At 28.8% G+C, this 18,482-nt stretch carries 13 protein-coding genes and 1 other annotated feature; of the genes, 10 read left to right on the top strand and 3 right to left on the bottom strand.

What is annotated here, in order from left to right:
* Positions 1-8: 8 nt before the first annotated feature.
* Entirely contained in the window at positions 9-1,448 is a 1,440-nt protein-coding gene (locus EJJ37_RS00385; protein WP_133013615.1) for a PTS transporter subunit EIIC, read from the top strand.
* Between the two features lie 134 nt (positions 1,449-1,582).
* On the opposite strand, the gene EJJ37_RS00380 is transcribed toward EJJ37_RS00385, so the two are convergent.
* Positions 1,583-2,248 (bottom strand): Crp/Fnr family transcriptional regulator, encoded by a 666-nt coding sequence (locus tag EJJ37_RS00380; protein WP_133013614.1) that lies wholly within the window; start codon positions 2,246-2,248, stop codon positions 1,583-1,585.
* A gap of 185 nt (positions 2,249-2,433) precedes the next feature.
* Here EJJ37_RS00380 and EJJ37_RS00375 point away from each other — a divergent pair, with 185 nt between their 5' ends.
* The 6 genes from EJJ37_RS00375 (at position 2,434) to EJJ37_RS00350 (ending at position 8,483) form a co-directional block, all read left to right on the top strand.
* Entirely contained in the window at positions 2,434-2,913 is a 480-nt protein-coding gene (locus EJJ37_RS00375) for an NUDIX hydrolase (protein WP_133013613.1), read from the top strand.
* Between the two features lie 17 nt (positions 2,914-2,930).
* Complete coding sequence (gene fliB, locus EJJ37_RS00370; RefSeq protein WP_193553904.1) at positions 2,931-3,869, top strand: flagellin lysine-N-methylase; 939 nt, start codon at positions 2,931-2,933, stop codon at positions 3,867-3,869.
* A gap of 169 nt (positions 3,870-4,038) precedes the next feature.
* Entirely contained in the window at positions 4,039-5,643 is a 1,605-nt protein-coding gene (locus EJJ37_RS00365; protein WP_133013611.1) for a family 20 glycosylhydrolase, read from the top strand.
* 148 nt (positions 5,644-5,791) lie between these two features.
* Positions 5,792-6,367: a histidine phosphatase family protein gene (locus tag EJJ37_RS00360; RefSeq protein WP_133013610.1), complete on the top strand. Its 576-nt coding sequence runs from the start codon at positions 5,792-5,794 to the stop codon at positions 6,365-6,367.
* A 125-nt stretch (positions 6,368-6,492) separates the two neighbouring features.
* Positions 6,493-6,783: a binding site (T-box leader), on the top strand.
* A 45-nt stretch (positions 6,784-6,828) separates the two neighbouring features.
* Positions 6,829-7,311 (top strand): Lrp/AsnC family transcriptional regulator, encoded by a 483-nt coding sequence (locus tag EJJ37_RS00355; RefSeq protein ID WP_133013609.1) that lies wholly within the window; start codon positions 6,829-6,831, stop codon positions 7,309-7,311.
* On the top strand, positions 7,308-8,483 hold the full coding sequence (locus tag EJJ37_RS00350; protein WP_133013608.1) for an aminotransferase class I/II-fold pyridoxal phosphate-dependent enzyme: 1,176 nt from the start codon (positions 7,308-7,310) through the stop codon (positions 8,481-8,483). The genes EJJ37_RS00355 and EJJ37_RS00350 overlap by 4 nt, the downstream gene beginning before the upstream one ends.
* 88 nt (positions 8,484-8,571) lie before the next feature.
* On the opposite strand, the gene EJJ37_RS00345 is transcribed toward EJJ37_RS00350, so the two are convergent.
* Positions 8,572-9,870, bottom strand: a complete 1,299-nt coding sequence (locus tag EJJ37_RS00345) for a glycoside hydrolase family 27 protein (protein WP_133013607.1) — start codon at positions 9,868-9,870, stop codon at positions 8,572-8,574.
* Between the two features lie 371 nt (positions 9,871-10,241).
* Here EJJ37_RS00345 and EJJ37_RS00340 point away from each other — a divergent pair, with 371 nt between their 5' ends.
* From EJJ37_RS00340 to EJJ37_RS00330, 3 genes are all read left to right on the top strand, one after another.
* Positions 10,242-12,812 (top strand): glycoside hydrolase family 3 N-terminal domain-containing protein, encoded by a 2,571-nt coding sequence (locus tag EJJ37_RS00340; RefSeq protein ID WP_133013606.1) that lies wholly within the window; start codon positions 10,242-10,244, stop codon positions 12,810-12,812.
* 226 nt (positions 12,813-13,038) lie between these two features.
* Positions 13,039-15,030 carry a fructose-1,6-bisphosphatase gene (locus EJJ37_RS00335; protein WP_133013605.1) on the top strand — a complete coding sequence of 664 codons (1,992 nt, stop codon included), beginning with the start codon at positions 13,039-13,041 and terminating at the stop codon, positions 15,028-15,030.
* A gap of 147 nt (positions 15,031-15,177) precedes the next feature.
* Complete coding sequence (locus EJJ37_RS00330; protein ID WP_133013604.1) at positions 15,178-16,164, top strand: LacI family DNA-binding transcriptional regulator; 987 nt, start codon at positions 15,178-15,180, stop codon at positions 16,162-16,164.
* Between the two features lie 70 nt (positions 16,165-16,234).
* Here the strand turns inward: EJJ37_RS00330 and rbr are convergent, their stop codons facing one another.
* Complete coding sequence (gene rbr, locus EJJ37_RS00325; protein WP_133013603.1) at positions 16,235-18,271, bottom strand: rubrerythrin; 2,037 nt, start codon at positions 18,269-18,271, stop codon at positions 16,235-16,237.
* Positions 18,272-18,482 lie beyond the last annotated feature (211 nt).

The following is an 18,482-nucleotide window of genomic DNA, read 5'->3' as shown; positions in this document are numbered from 1 at the left end:
AGTTTGTAATGAGTAAAGTTATTAATAAAAATGAAAGATATTTAAATATCACTAATGATATTATTAAAAATATCGGTGGTAAGGAAAATATTAAAGGGGTAGCGCACTGTGCAACAAGACTTAGAATTGTTTTAGATGATGATAGTAAAATAAATATGAAGGCTTTAGATGAAATAGATATGGCTAAAGGTGTATTTATGGTTGGGGATCAGCTTCAAATAATTTTTGGTGCAGGGTTAGTTAATGAAGTATATGAGATATTTGCTCAATATACTAATATGCAAAACATGTCACTTTCGGATATAAAAACTAAATCAGCTGAAAAACAAAACATATTTCAAAAAGCAATAAAATCGATTTCTGATGTATTTATAGAGATAATGCCAGCAATTCTTGCAGCTGCTTTATTATTAGGGATATCAGGACTTTTAGGGCAACAAGGTATTTTTGGTAAGCAATCTGTAGTTGAGATGTGGCCTTGGCTTGAAGGAATAAATAGATTTATATCAATAGTATCATCGAGTGTATTTGATATTTTACCATTAATAGTTGTTTATTCAGCAACTAGAAGATATGGAGGTAGACCAGTATTAGGACTAGTTATAGGAGCAATAATGCTTAGTTCAAAGTTAACAGATGCATATTCAGCAGCACAGGGAACTATTACTCCGGAAACTATTAATGTATTAGGGTTAAAAATACAATTAGTTGGATTCCAAGGTGGGGTTATTATTGCACTTATGATGGGAGCTGTTATATCTTATTTAGATAAATTTTTTGAAAGCAAAGTTGCTAATAGTATAAAGTTATTAGTTTCTCCAATGCTTACAGTATTTGTTTCTGCATTATTATTATTTACAGTAATTGGACCTGTTGGGCGTACATTAGCAAGTTTAATTACTACAACATTAGTTTGGACAACTACTAATTTAGGTGTTTTTGGATATATGGTATTTGCAGGTTTCCATCAGATAATTGTAATAACAGGTTTACATCATATATTTGGAGCAATAGAAAGTCAATTATTAGTTGATACAGGTGTAAATTTCTTAAATCCAATATTTTCGGTAGCAGTTGTTGCTCAAGGTGGAGCTGTTTTAGGATATTTAGCATTACATTGGAATGATGTAAAAGCAAGAGAAATGTGTATTCCAGCATTTACATCAACATTATTTGGTATATCAGAACCTGCTGTTTTTGGTGTTACTTTAAGAAATAAATATCCACTAATTTGTGGATGTCTAGCATCTGCTTTAGCAGGAGGATATATTTATATAAGTAAGTTAACTGCAATAGGTTTTGGAACAACTGCAGTACCAGGATTTGCAATAGTAAATTCAGCAAATAATGGATATTTAAATTATATAATAGCTCATTTAATTGCACTTTTAGGTGGCTTATTGATAACTATGATTTGGGGAAAAATGAATATTAAAGTTAATAAATAATTATTAAAATGCTGAATCGTAATTAAATTTATGATTCAGCATTTTAAATTTATAAATATAAATTATTAATATATTTTCTTTATTTTTTTCTTATAATTATATGCTTTATAGAAGGACAAGTCTAAAGCACCTCATTACTTTATAATTTCACTTAAATCTTTTTCTATTTGTATTTTACCTCTGCCTAATTTTAAATATCCTTTTCTTTCTAGCTCTTTCAGCTTTCTACTTACTACTTCTCTAGCAGAATCTAATTCAAAAGCTAAATCATTATGAGTTAAATAAATGTTTTTACTTTTTTTATCTATAAGTAACTTAACTAATCTATTTGTTAGTGATTCATGTTTAACTTCTTCTTTTACATTTACAATTAGCGTAAATTTACTATATAAATCCTTATAAATGTATTGTAAAAATAAAGTATCATGTAATAAGTAATTATTAACAACATCAAATGGAACAACGCATATTTTAGAATCTTGAAGTGCTCTGGCTATAATATTTAGAGATTTACAATTCATAAAACAGCTTAAAGATTCATGGCATAATTGACCTTTTTCAACATTATAAAGATTAGTTTCTTCACCTTTTTCATTTATCTTTTGAATTTTTATATTTCCACTTATAACAAATAAAAAACCTATACATTCACCTTCATGGGTTGTTAAATATTCATCTGATAAAAGTTCTTTAAAGGTTGCTCTTTGACTTAATATTCCATCATTATCTTTATCTATTTGAGATAAAATTGGATATGCTTCATAAAGCTCACTTATATAGTGATTTCTATTATTAATCATATTTTTATTTGATTCTCCTCCATAAATAAAAAATTATCTTATCTAATATTTTATATATTTAATATACATATATATTGTGACTTAGTCACGTAAAAATAATATTATTACTAATAAGTGGTTAAATTGATGTGAGTATAAACTAATAAATATAAAGTTTAATTATAAATTAAAGGGAGGAATAGGTTATGGTATTTCCAACACATATAGTAGCAGCTGGGGCATTAGTGATTAATGAAAAAGATGAGGTTTTATTAGTTAAAAATCCACATAGGGGATGGGAATTTCCAGGTGGACAAATTGAAAATGGAGAAGATTTAATTGAAGGAGTAACTAGAGAGGTTTTTGAAGAATCAGGAATAAAAATTGCTGTTAAGAAGCTTGCTGGAGTTTATTCTAACACAAAGTCATATATAGGATGGGATAATGAAACATTTGTACCTACTAAGGTAATCTTTGATTTCTTGGCAGTAAAAGTTGGAGGAGAACTAAGAAGTAGTGAAGAAAGTATTGAGGTTGGATGGTTTAATAAAAGTGTAGCTTTAGATATGATAAAGGAACCATGGATAAAAGAAAGGGCAAAGGATATGCTAGATTTTAATGGACAAGTAGTTTATAGAGTATATTCATCAAGACCTTATGAAGTTTATAGAGATGAGTATATATGAGAATATGATATAATTAAATTTCAAATGTTTGTACATGCTTTCCAAGGGTAACTAATAAAATAGATGAAACTTATGAGATGTCTTTAGATGTGGCATGTCCGGAAGCAGCAAGGCTTATTTTATTAAAAGAAGAAGGAATAAAATTTGTTAATAAAGAAGAAGAACTAGGCAAACATATAATATCTGCACAAATAAATACAAATTTAAAAGAAGTAAAAAATACACCTTTAAAATATTTTAAAGAGATAAGAGATTTTTCTATAAAAATTATTCAAGATAGAAGGTTTACTATAAGTGAAAGATTATATTCATTAGGATGTTTTATAGAGCAACTTGAAGAAGAAGTTCAAAATAATAATAATATAATTAAATTTATAGAAAGTTATGATGTTTATTTATTTGCTAAGTCTTATTTAGATTATGATCTTAATCTTTTATTAGGAAATAGCAATATGAACTATATAATACAAATAGACTTATTTAGGAAAATGCTTAAAATATTAAGAGTAGATAAAGATGTTAAAAGTTTTAGATTTAAGGAATATACAAGTAGAATGCTAAATGGCTATAGTTTTGGGGAAGGAGAAAATATCCAATATAAATCAGAGTTTTATATAAAAGCTTTTGAAGAGTACAATGAAAAATATTTTGATAAATATAGCTATATCTTAGAAAACTATTTAGTTAATTTTATTTATAATAATATGTTCCCGTTTAATGGGGTTTTATCATTTTTTGATAGTTATATGATGCTTATAATAAGAGTTAGTTTTATAAGATTCTATTTAGTTGGATTATATTTAAACAATAAAGAAGATAACCATGAGAATATAGTTGATTTCATACAAGTATTTTCAAAAACTATCGAGCATCATAAAAGTTATTTAATAGATTCATTACATTATATTAAGAGAAAAGAATTTGATAATATGGAATTTGCAAAGACTATTTTATAAGTTTAAAGCTACTAATATTGAGATATGAAAAATCAATATTGGTAGTTTTTTTTATATAAAATGTATAAACATTTTTTGTATTATTATCATAATGAAGAGAAATAATAAAATTTGTAAAGCCTAATAAATTTAAATGATAGAAAAATATAAATTTTAAGGACGTGTACATATGAAAAATATATTTAAATGGAATAAAACAACACTTCTATTAATAATAATGGGAATAGTAACTATATCTGTGATATGTTTTAAAATATATATGATAGATAGTTATGATGTAAAAGAGGTTTTTAATGATGAAGGGAGTGTGGGAAAAATTAATATTATTCCAAAGCCAATGAGTTACCAAAGTAAAGAAGGAAAGTTTATTTTAACAAAAGATAGTGCAATTTATATAAAAGGAAAAAATGATGAAGAAACTGAGCATATTAAATGGGTTGCAGAGTTTATAAGAGAAAAATTAAATGCATCAACAGGATTTGATTTGAAAATTATTGTAAGTGATAAGCCTACGGATGGAAGTATTTACTTAACAACTATTAATTCAAATGAAGAATTAGGCAATGAAGGATATGAAATGAATACGACTTCAAAAGCTGTTAAAATTACAGCTTATAAACCAGAAGGAATATCAAGAGGAGTTCAGACATTAAGACAATTATTGCCACCAGAAATTGATAGTAGTAAGGTTTTTGAAAATATAGAATGGAGTGTACCTGCATCAGTAATTAAAGATAAGCCAGAGTATAGTTATAGAGGATTAATGATAGATGTTGCAAGGCATTTTTTTACTGTTGATGAAATTAAGAGACAAATAGACTTAGCAGCACAATATAAGATAAATAAAGTTCATTTACATTTAAGTGATGACCAAGGATGGCGTCTTGAAATAAAGAAATATCCTGACTTAACGCTTATAGGTGGAAGCACAGAAGTTGGTGGAGGGCCTGGTGGATACTATACTCAAGAGCAGTTTAAAGATATAGTAAACTTTGCAATGCAAAGATATGTAGAAATAGTTCCAGAGTTTGATATGCCAGGTCATACAAATGCAGCATTAGCTTCTTATGGATTTTTAAATCCAGATGGTAAAAGAGCGCCTTTATATACAGGAACAGAGGTAGGATTTAGTTCTTTTATGGCTCATAGTGAAAAGACTTATGAATTTATAGATGATGTATTTAAGGAAGTTTCACAAATATCCCCATCAAAATATCTTCAAATTGGAGGAGATGAGGCACATAATACTAAAAAGGAAGACTATGATTATTTTGTAGGAAGAGTAGCTAAAATAGCACAAAAGTATGGAAAGACACCAATAGGTTGGGATCCGATAGATACTTCTCCTGAAATAGATTCAAGTGTAATACTTCAAAACTGGAAAGATTCAAATGAAGAGGCTGTAAAAAAGAATATGAAAATACTTGTATCAATTGCAAGTAAAGCTTATTTAGATATGAAATATAATGAGGAAACGCCTTATGGACTTAATTGGGCAGGGTATATTCCTGTTGATGTAGCATATAAATGGGATCCAACAGATTATGCACCAAAGAATTTAGTTTTAGGAATAGAAGCACCATTATGGACAGAAACAATATCAACACAAGATCAAATGGATTATATGATATATCCAAGGTTACCGGGATATGCTGAAATAGGATGGACAGCTAAAGCTAATAGAAATTGGGATGAATATAAGGTAAGGTTAGCCGCACAAGAAAAAAGATTAACTAATGAAGGGGTAAATTATTATAAATGGACAGAATCATAATAAAAGAATAACTTATTTTTATAGAGAAAGTAAATTATTACTTTCTCTATAAATTTTTAACTAAAATTCTTGACTTAGAGTTAACTTCAATGTGTAAAATTTAAGTCAAATAGATAATATTTGAAGTATACTTAAGGGAGAGGGAGTAATGAAAAAGACTTTATATTTAATGAGGCATGGACAAACTTTATTTAATCTAAGAAGGAAAATACAAGGAAGTTGTGATTCACCTTTAACTGAGTTAGGAAGAGAACAAGCAAAAGTTGCAGGTGAATTTTTAAAAGATATTAAATTTGATAATTATTATAGTTCAACATCAGAGCGTAGTTGTGATACATTAGAAATAGTTACTGATTATAAGGTTACATATACGCGATTAAAGGGATTGAAAGAAATGGATTTTGGAATTTTTGAAGGAGAAAGTGAAGATTTAAATCCAAAGACGCCAGGCGGATATGCAACATTTTTTAAAGATTATGGTGGTGAAACTCAAGAGGAAGTTAAAGAACGTTTAAAAAATACTTGTATTGAAATCATGGAAAAAGAAGATAATCAAACAGTACTAGCAGTATCTCATGCAGGGGCCTGCTATCATTTTTTAAGAAATTGGCATGATGATGAGTTTGTGACTACAGAACTTAAAAAAGGATTTCCTAATTGTTGCATTTTTAAGTATGAATATGAGAATAAAGTATTTAATCTTGTTGAAGTTATTAGATTTTAGAATTTATTAATTTATATTCACATTATATATTAAAAAAGCTAAAATAAGGTTAATTTTTTATTGACTTAAAAATAAATATAATAGATAATAGTATAAAGGAAATATCCTATTTTAATAAAATAAAATTAAAGATTATGATAAGGAAGAGTAATTTAAGTGATTACTTTTAGAGAGCTAAGGGTAGGTGTAACTTAGTAGTAATACTTTTATGAAGCAGCCTTTGAATCGCTTACTGAGAACTAAGAAATACTCTTAATGTAGGTAAAGCCGTATATCCTAACGTTATAAGGAATAGAATATGAATTTGCAACTCAATTTACTGAATAAGGAGTTGTTTCAGAAGTATTCTTACTGAGTGAGTAAAGAGATTTACTTATGAGGGTGGTACCGCGGAATTTTATAGCTTCGTCCCTTTTTTATATAGGGATGGGGCTTTTTTTTATTATTAAGGAGGGCTAATTATGGATGAAATTTTAGAGATTTTAGAAGAGAATAGTAGATATAGTGATGAGCAAATAGCCGTAATGGCAGGTAAAACTGTAGAGGAAGTTAGAGAAGCTATTAGAGATTATGAAGAAAAAAGCATAATAGCGGGATATACTACTCTTATAAATTGGGAAAATACAGGTAAAGAAACAGTTACTGCTCTTATACAAGTTAAAATAACACCTCAAAGAGGAGAAGGTTTTGATAAAGTAGCAGAAAGAATATATAAATTTGATCAAGTTAAAGCATGTTATTTAATGTCTTCAGGAGGTTTTGATCTTACTGTTATAGTTGAGGGAAAAACAATGAAGGAAGTTGCTATGTTTGTATCAGAAAAGTTAGCAGTACAAGATAATGTAATTGGAACAGCAACACATTTTGTATTAAAGAAATATAAAGATCATGGAACTATCTTTAAAGAGAAGAAAACTTCAAACAGGGAGGTAATATTTATATGATACTAGAAAATATGATAAGAAAAGAAGTTAAGGAAATGCCTCCTTCAGGTATAAGAAAATATTTTGATATAGTAAATGAGATGGAAGGTGTAATATCTTTAGGGGTAGGAGAACCTGATTTTGTAACTCCTTGGAATGTTAGAGAGGCTGGAATATATTCATTAGAGCAAGGGGACACTCATTATTCCTCTAATGCAGGGTTTATAGAGCTTAGAGAAGAAATAGCTAAGTATTTATATAGAAGATTTGATTTAAAGTACAATCCAAAGGATGAAATTTTAGTTACTGTCGGTGGTAGTGAAGGAATAGATATTGCACTAAGGGCTTTAGTTGGGCCAGGAGATGAAGTTATTATTCCAGAGCCAAGCTTTGTTGCATATAAGGGATGTACAGCATTTACAGGGGCTACTTCAAAGGTAATAAATCTTAAGGCAGAAAATGATTTTAAGTTAACAGCGCAAGAATTAGAAGAAGCAATTACTGAAAAAACAAAAGTAGTTATAATACCATTTCCTAATAATCCAACAGGAGCAATAATGACAAGAGAAGAATTAGCTCCACTTGTTGAGGTATTAAAGGACAAAGATATAATTGTTATTTCAGATGAGATTTATGCAGAATTATCTTATGATAAGCCACATGTATCTATAGCAAGCTTCCCTGAGATTAAGGAAAAAACTCTTGTTATAAATGGATTTTCAAAATCTTATGCCATGACAGGATGGAGATTAGGTTATGTATGTGGGCATCCAGTGCTTTTAGAGGCTATGAAAAAGATTCACCAATATGCAATAATGTGTTCACCAACAACAGCACAATTTGCAGCAATTGAGGCTTTAAAGAATGGCGATGAAAGTGTTACTAAGATGGTTAAGGAATATAATAGAAGAAGAAGAGTTCTTGTTGATGGATTTAGAAAACTTGGATTAGATTGTTTTGAGCCACTTGGAGCTTTTTATGTATTCCCGTGTATTAAATCTACAGGAATGACATCTGATGAATTCTGTGAAAAACTTTTATTAAAAGAAAAAGTACTAGCAGTGCCAGGAAATGCTTTTGGTGAATGTGGTGAAGGATTCATTAGAGCATGTTACGCATCTTCTATGGAAAACATAATGGAAGCACTTAAGAGAATTGAAAAGTTCTTAGATGAAGAAGTAAATAATAAATAAGCTTATATAGAGTGTTTATAATAAAAATATAAACTAAATAAAATCTCCATAAGTTATTTTTAGCATTAACTTATGGAGATTTTATTAATTATAATCCTATTTCATAAACAGCACTAGCATGAGGAGCTAGTTCTTTAGAAATAATTTTATTTACATTTTTAGAGGAATTGTTTGTCCAAAGGTCAGTAAGTGTAACTTTTGTTTTAAGAATGTCTAATTCTTCTAAGTTGACGGAAATATTAGCAGTTTCATCACTAAGATTGAAAAGTGCTACATATTTTTTATTAGTTTTATTGTTACTAGCAAACCAGATAGCATTTGTATCATCAAGAGAAATTTGTTTAGGCTTACAATCTGGAGTAAGCATAGCTAATACTTTTTTATTTGTAAGTAAAGATAATGTAAAATCATCTAATTTAGTCATTTCAGCACCTAACATTAGTGGAGAACCAAATAAACACCATAATGTCATCATTGTTTGTTGTTCATCTTTAGTAAAGTTTGTTACTCTTTCTTCCCCAAATCCTTTACCTAAATAACCTAAAGGTAACATATCACAGTCTGGATAACATCCTTCAGATACATGATTTTGCCATAGTTCACAACGATAGAACATATCTTTAAGAAGAGTCCAATTATCCCAAAAGTCATCAGTAATACGCCACATATTAGCATATTTTTCATAGTGCCATGCTTTATCAATAAGAGCAGGACCAGGGGAAAGAGAAAGGACAATAGGTCTTCCACACTTTTGAATTGCTTTTGCTAGCATTTCAATTTCATGTCTAGCAGAATATTGATTTTCAGGATAAATATTTGTATTACAGATATCATCACATTTTATAAAATCTACTCCCCAAGAAGCATAAAGTTCTATTAAAGAATCATAATAAGCTTGTCCTTCAGAAGTATTACGAACTCCATACATATCGGGATTCCAACCGCAAATAGAACTTGGATCAGCAATCATATCAGCAGTAACACTACAATCTTTAATTTTAGTATGATTATGAGCAGCAGTACGTGGAATTCCTCTCATAATATGAATACCAAATTTTAAACCAAGACTATGAATATATTTTGCTAATGGAGCAAAACCAGCACCGTTTATTGATGAAGGAAAACGTTTGGGATCTGGTTGTAACCTTGAATATTCATCTATTTCTAAATCTGAAAAAGGAATGTATTGAAATTTTTTTCTCATTGATCCTGCATTATGAGCATACCATTGAATATCAATTATAATATATTCCCAACCATATTCTTTTAAGTATTTAGCCATATAATCTGCATTAGCTTTAATTTGAGATTCGTTTACAGTAGTATCGTAGTAATCATAACTATTCCAACCCATAGGTGGAGTTTGGGCAAATGTATTTTTATTCATAATTTCCTCCTTGAAACTATATATAGAAAATTGTTTACTAAAATAGAAAATATTTAAAAACGTATAATTTAATTATAATACTATTGGTATGAATAATTAAATGTTATTTTTGTAAGTTATTTACAAAGCATGTTGGAATATCATCAACCAGGTATCAAAAGAGTTAAAAATTAAATTAATAGGTATAAATATTGAATGAAATATTAACATTTAATAGATACTAGAAATAAAGAAAATATTTAATAAAATTAATGAAATAAAATTTTGTGAATTTTTACAAAAAATGAAAAAAACATTGATTTCTGAAAAAATACTGTAAAATTTTATTGTAAACGTTATAAGAGCGGATAAAAAAGAGGGGACGAGAAAATATGAAGAGAAAGAAAATTATGGCTATGATAATGGCTACACTGATTTCAAGTTCATTAATACTAGGAAATGCTACAAATACTTATGCAGCAGATTCAACTATTCAAGCTAAAGCTATTGTGAATGAAATGACAATAGAACAAAAAATTGGACAAATGTTAATGCCTGATTTTAGACAGTGGAAAATGGAAGGAGAAGATAACCTTTCTAATTTCACTACAATGAATGAAGAAGTTGCTAAAATTATAGATGATTTTGATTTAGGGGGAGTAATTTTATTTGCTCAAAACGTTGAAACTACAGAGCAAACTACGCAATTAACTCACGATTTACAACAAGTTATTGCAAATGATGAATCTAATGATATACCGTTACTAATATCAATAGACCAAGAAGGTGGTATTGTTACTAGACTTGGTACAGGTACAAGCTTACCAGGAAATATGGCATTAGGAGCTACAAAAAATGAATTAAGTTCTTATAGAGCTGGTACTGTATTAGGAAAAGAGTTAGATTCTTTGGGGATTAATGTTAATTTTGCACCATCTTTAGATGTTAATAATAATCCAGCAAATCCAGTCATAGGTCTAAGATCATTTTCAAGTGATGCAGAATTAGTTGGTAAGCTAGGTATTCAAATGATAAATGGTATTCAAGAACAGGGTGTTTCAGCGGCTGCTAAGCATTTCCCAGGGCATGGTGATACTGCAACAGACTCTCACTATGGATTACCTTTAGTAGATAAGAGTTATGAAGAAATTAAGGAAGTAGAGTTAAAACCTTTCCAAGAAGCAGTTGACAATGGGGTAGATATGATAATGACAGCTCATATTCAATATCCGCAAATTGAAAGTGATACTTATACATCTAAAAATGATGGAACAGAAATAACTCTTCCAGCTACTTTATCAGATGATATATTAACTGGAGTTTTAAGAGGAGATATGGGTTATGATGGGGTAATTGTAACAGATGCTCTTAATATGGATGCCATTGCTGTAAACTTTGGAGAGGTGGAAGCAGTTATTATGACTATTAAAGCAGGAGCTGATATAGCGTTAATGCCTACTGTTTTAAGAAGTACTGATGATATTCATAAGTTACAAGCTATAGTTGATGGAGTTAAAGCAGCAGTTGAATCTGGCGAATTAACAATGGCTGAGCTTGATGATTCTGTTGAAAGAATAATTAAATTAAAAATAGATAGAGGTATCATGGATGTTAATAATGATACTAAAACTCTTGAAGAAAAAATAGCTAATGCTAAAAATATTGTTGGTTCTGAAGAAAATAGACTTATAGAAAGAGAAGTATCTGCAGAAGCTGTTACTGTAGTTAAGAATGAAAATAACATATTACCTTTAAATCCTAAGGAAGGTGAAAATGTACTTCTTATAGCTCCATATAATAATGAACTTCCAGGTATGAAATATGGTGTTACTAGGCTTATTTCTGAAGGAAAACTTAATTCTGTAAATATTGAAACTCATCGTTATTCAAATGGTAATTTATTAACTGATGAATTAAAGAATAAAATAGAAGATGCAGATTATGTTATAGTTATATCTGAAATGGGTAGTTACTCTCATTTAAATGCTAACCATTGGATAACTGCTGGACCAAATTCTATAGTTGATTATGCTAATGAATTAAATAAGGATTCTGTAATTGTAAGTGTTGGTAAACCTTATGATGTTGCAGCTCATAAAACTTCTAATGCTGAAGTAGTTGTTTATGGATATAAAGGAATGGATCCAACTGAAGCTGATGGGGGATTAAATCCAACTCAAACATTTGGACCAAACATTCCAGCTGCAATGGATGTTATATTTGGTGCTTATGAAGCTCAAGGCACGTTACCAGTTGATATTCCACAAGTTGATGAAACTGGTTCTATAATTACTGGAGAAAATGCATATGAATATGGATTTGGTATAACTGATTTAACTTCTGTAGGAATATCTACTTCTATTAATGAAGAAGAAGTTAAATCATTAGAAGAGTTTGACGTTAAACTTTCTTTAAGTGAAATTGAAGGACTTAAATCTGATAATTATTCATTAAAAGTTAATTTCAATAATGCTGATTTTGAAGTAGTTTCTGTAAAATCTAATGACGAAAACTTAAGTGTAGTAGATTATTTAGTTGATGGTTCATTATTAACTATTAATTTATCTGATATAAATGAAGATGCTTTAACTGATGTTACAATAACATTAAAAGCTATTGGTGAAGCAAAAACTGATGCAGTTATTTTCGATGACATTAAGGTGCTTGATAGAAAAGATAGAGAGTTTACTACTTCTGGAACTTACTCAACTATTAATATAGTTGAAGATAATAATACAAATAATCCAGATGTTCCGGTTGAACCAGAAGAACCATCAGAGCCAGAAAAACCATCTAACCAAGGAAATTCAAGTAAACCAGGAAATACTTCTAAACCTGGGAACACAACTAAACCTAGTAGTGGAAAATTGCCTAACACAGGAGGCATATCTGCTGTGGCTGTTGGTATATTTGGTACATTAATTTCCACTGCTGGTGCATTTATTTCTAGAAAGAAAAAATAATAGTTTATAAAAAATAAAAATAATCCTAAAGCTTTATAAGGCTTTAGGATTATTTTTATTTTTTGAATATATAGCTTTTATATGTTTAAAGCACTAATAAATATTTTTTATTCACAAATTAGCTTAAATGTCAATTATAAAAATTTACAAAAATATAAATTGTGATAAAATCTATATTATGGGTAAAATTCACAAATAAAGAATTTTAAGAGAGGTGAATAAAAGAATGTCTAATAATTTAGAAGAATTTAATAATGAAACTATAAGTGAATTAGAATATTTAAAGCTATTATCTAAAAGGTATCCAAGTATTGCATCGGCATCAACTGAAATAATAAACTTAGAAGCAATATTAAACTTACCAAAAGGTACAGAACATTTTCTAACAGATTTACATGGAGAATATGAGCCTTTTGTACATGTATTGAAAAATGGATCAGGAGTAATAAAAATTAAAATTCAAGAGATGTTTGGAAGACAATTAACAGAATTAGAGCAAAAAAGCTTAGCAACATTAGTTTATTATCCAGAACAAAAGTTAGATATAGTTCTAAAAAATGAAAGTAATATTAATGATTGGTATAGGATAACTTTATATAGATTAATTAAATTATGTAGATATGCAGCTTCAAAATATACTAGATCAAAGGTGAGAAAAGCATTGCCAAAGGATTTTGCTTATATAATTGAAGAATTATTACATGAACAAGCTAAGTATGAAGATAAAGAACAATATTATGAGGGGATAATAAATACAATAATAGAAATTGGACGAGCAAAGGAATTTATAATAGCAATTTGTAAATTAATTCAAAGACTTGTAATTGATAGACTTCACATAATAGGAGATATATTCGATAGAGGACCAAGACCAGATATAATATTAGATACACTTATGGAATATCACTCAGTTGATATTCAATGGGGAAATCATGATATGCTTTGGATGGCTGCAGCAGCAGGATGCAAAGGATGTATGGCAAATGTGCTAAGATTTTCGGCAAGATACTCTAATTTAGATGTAATAGAAGATATTTATGGAATAAATCTTTTACCACTAGCAACTTATGCATTAAAGTATTATAAGGATGATCCATGTATAGAATTTAGACCAAAAGTAAAGCAAGAGGATATTTGTAACAATCATGAAGTTGATTTAATTGCAAAAATGCATAAGGCAATTGCTATGTTACAATTTAAAATCGAGTATGAAATAATAAAAAGGCATCCAGAGTTTGAAATGGAAGAAAGACTTTTATTACATAAGATAAATTTTGACAAGGGAACAATAACAATTAATAATATAGAATATAAGCTTAAAGATAAGTACTTTCCGACTATTGATCCAAAGGATCCTTATAAATTAACAGAAGAAGAAAATATATTAATAGAAAAGCTTTCAGCATCTTTTGTTAATAGTGAAAAATTACAAAAACATATTACATTTTTATTTGCAAAAGGAAGTATGTATTTAAAATATAATTCTAATTTATTATTTCATGGTTGTATACCAGTTAATGAAGATAAATCATTTAAAAGTATGATAATTCAAGGAAAATCATATAAGGGAAAGGCTTTACTTGAGAAGTTTGAAAAGTTAGCAAGAGAAGGATATTTTAATAAGGAAAGTATTGAAGAAAAACAATATGCAATGGATATAATGTGGTATCTAGGTAATGGATGTTGTTCATCATTATTTGGAAAAAGAGGAATGTCAACCTTTGAAAGATATTTTATTGATGATAAAGAAATTCAAAAGGAAAAGAAAAATCCATATTATAAATTTAGAGAAGATGAAGACATGTGTAATAGAATATTTGAGGAATTTGGATTAGATCCCAATACATCAAGAATAGTAAATGGACATGTTCCTGTTCGTAGAAAGCAAGGGGAGAGTCCAATTAAGGCTAATGGTAAGTTACTAGTTATTGATGGTGGATTTTCTAAGGCATATAGAGGTAAAACTGGAATTGCAGGATATACTTTAATATATAATTCTTATGGAATGAGATTGGTGGCACATGAACCCTTTGAATCTATTGAGGCTGCAATATCAGAGGAAAAGGATATTATTTCAACTGAATTAATTGTTGATAAAGAAGTAGTAAGAAAAAGAGTTAGTGATACTGATGTAGGTGAGGAATTAAAGAAACAGATTGCCAAACTTAAGTTACTGCTAACTGCATATAGTAAGGGATTAATTAATGAAAAAATATAACAATAAAATATAACAATAAATGTAAGCACCTCCGGGGTTAATCCAAATATTGGATTAACCCCGGAGGTGCTTACATTATTTGGATTGACCTTAGGGGAGAATTTTTATTATAATTATTAATATTAATTATGATAGGAGAAGAGAAATATGGCTACAATAGTAGATGTTGCAAAGCTAGCAGGTGTTACTCCAACTACTGTATCACGTGTAATTAACAATAGAGGGTATATTAGTGAAAAAACAAGAAATAAGGTTAATGAAGCAATGGATCAGTTAGGCTATCAACCAAATGAAATAGCACGATCCTTAACAAAGCAAAAAAGTAATACCATAGGTGTAATAGTTCCACATATATCTCATCCATACTTTGCAAAGTTAATAAGTAATTTAGAAAATGAAGCATCTAAAAATGGTTATAAAATAATTTTATGTAATAGCAAAGAAAAAGCTGAAAAAGAAAAACAATATTTAGATATGTGTAAAAGTAATAGGGTAGCGGGAATAATTTTATGTAGTGGTAATATTGAATCAAATAAGATTAATACTGGCAATATTCCGGTAGTTTTATTAGAAAAAAACTTTGAAGATGGTAAGCTAGGAATTCAATGTGATAATTATCAAGGAGGAAAGCTTGCTACAGAACATTTAATAAAATCTGGTTGTAAAAGATTATTACATTTTAGTGGAGTAATTGATGAGGATATGCCTGCAGATAATAGAGAGAAGGCATTTATAGATATATGTAATGAAAATAATGTTGAGTATTTTATTAGAAAATATGATATAGATACATATAATGAAATGAATTATTATGGATATATAAAAGAGACACTTAAGGAAATAGAAAATATTGATGGAATATTTGCTAGTAGTGATTTGATTGCAGCGCAGGTTATTCAAGTTTGTAATGAATTAAATATCAGAATTCCACAGGATATTAAGCTTGTTGGATTTGATGATGTTGAAATAGCTAAATTAACAACACCAACTATAACAACTATACATCAACCAATTAAGGAAATGGCTAAATTAGCAATTGAATTGGTAGATAGTAAATATAAAAATATAGAAGTAAATGAGCAAACTATATTACCTATAGAATTAGTTATTAGAAATAGTACACTTAATAAGTAAAAATAACTAATCTAAATTAATATAAGGATAAAGTAAAGAAGCATTTTTTAGAAAAATGCTTCTTTTATTATTAATAATTTTCTTTTCTAACTTCAAAGAAGCTTTGAGAGTACTTACATACTGGACATACTTCTGGTGCTTTTTTACCCATTACTAAGTGTCCGCAGATACGGCACTCCCACATAGTTTCTTCACCTTTTTCAAAAACTTGTTGCATTTCTACATTCTTTAATAATGCACGATATCTTTCTTCATGAGATTTTTCTATAGCTGCAACTTTTCTAAATCTTTCAGCTAATTCAGTAAATCCTTCTTCATCTGCTTCTTTAGCAAATTTTGAGTACATATCTGTCCACTCATAATTTTCTCCTTCAGCAGCATGTAGTAAGTTAGTTGCTGTATCACTTAATCCACCTAGTTCTTGATACCAGATTCTTGCATGCTCTTGTTCGTTTCTAGCTGTACTTAAGAATATTTCAGCTAGTTGATCATAACCTTCTTGACTAGCAATATTAGCGAAATAAGTATATTTATTTCTTGCTTGTGACTCTCCTGCAAAAGCTTCCATTAAATTTTTCTCAGTTTTAGTTCCTGCATAAATATTATTTGAAGTTTTCTTTTCTTCTAATAATACAAAAACAGATGCTGGTTGCTTACAAATTGGGCAAACAAATCCTTCTTCTAATTCTCCTTCGTGGATATATCCACATATACTACAACGATATTTCATTTTTTTACCTCCTAATAGTTTACTTTTGTCATTATAATGTGTATGTAACATTTCTTCAGCTAAAGCTGATAATGGTGTTTTATAAAATTCTTTATAAAGATTTTTTATTTCTTCATTTTCATGACTACTTCTAGTATTCATTCCTTTATCATATTTATAAAGTCCATCAATACGTTTTTGTCTTAAGGTATCTCCTTTTAGTAGAGTTCCTTTAGGTTGTCCACCACCACCTATGCAACCACCTGGACAAGTCATAACTTCAATAAAATGATATTCTTTTACGCCTTCTTTTATACGTCTAATCATTTCACTTGCATTCTTTGTTCCAAATACAACAGCAATATTTAGTTTTAATCCATTAATTTCTACTGTTGTTTCTTTAATATCTTCCATTCCACGAATAGGTGTTAAATCATAAAATGAATCTGGTGCTTTTTCTTTAGTGATAAATTCATATGCAGTTCTTAATGCAGCTTCCATAACACCTCCGCTATTGCCAAAAATGGCTCCTGCCCCAGAAGCTTCTCCCATTAAAGAATCAAATTTACTATCATCTAAGCTAACAAAATCAATGTTCTCTTCTTTTGCCCATTTAGCTAATTCTCTAGTAGTAATTACGTAATCCATATCTCGCATTTCATCAACACCTAAGTATTTAGCAGCTGAATTCATTTCTTCACGACGAATTTCATACTTCTTAGCAGTGCAAGGTGTTACTGCAACATTAACAATTTTTTTAGGATCAATACCCATCTTATTTGCATAATATGTTTTGATTGTAGCTCCTTGCATTCCGATAGGACTTTTAGCACTAGATATATGTTCTAACATATCGGGATGATAAATTTCTGCATATTTAACCCAAGCTGGACAGCAACTAGTAAATTGAGGTAATGGTTTATTTTTCTTAGTAATTCTTTCTATTAACTCACTAGCTTCTTCCATAATTGTTAAATCAGCAGAGAAGTTTGTATCTAATACATAATCAGCGCCTAATTGACGAAGTAATGATACCATCTTTCCTTCAACAAAACTTCCATCCATCATATCAAATTCTTCACCTAAAGCAACTCGAATAGATGGAGAAGTACTGAAAATTACAATCTTATTAGGATTAGTAATGGCTTTTTTTACATCTTCATATTCATATTTTTCAGTAATACTAGATACTGGACAGACATTTGCACATTGTCCACAATGAATACAGACAGCAATATCATCTGTATTTTCTAAACAATATGTTCCATGAACACCAATATAATCTGTACAAATATTCTTACATTGTCCACACTTAATACATAGCGGTTCATCTCTTTGTATAGATGGATTATCTACTTCAATTGGAACACGAATATCCATTGGTAAATGCTTACTCATTTAAGATCTCCTTTCTCTTTTGTTTTCCAATAAAACCACAAAAACAACTTTATTTTACAGTTTTATTATACCAATTTTAAAATAAATTTCAAAACTGTATAACAAATTTCTATTTTTATTTATGATTTTAAGTTAATATTTTTTTATTTAATACTTAAATTTAAGAATAGAAATTTTAATAAATAATAATAATAATCTTAAATTATTATGA

This window comes from Clostridium cuniculi (assembly GCF_004353185.1).
GTDB lineage: Bacteria > Bacillota > Clostridia > Clostridiales > Clostridiaceae > Clostridium > Clostridium cuniculi.
This window is presented reverse-complemented; position numbering and strand designations above follow the sequence as displayed.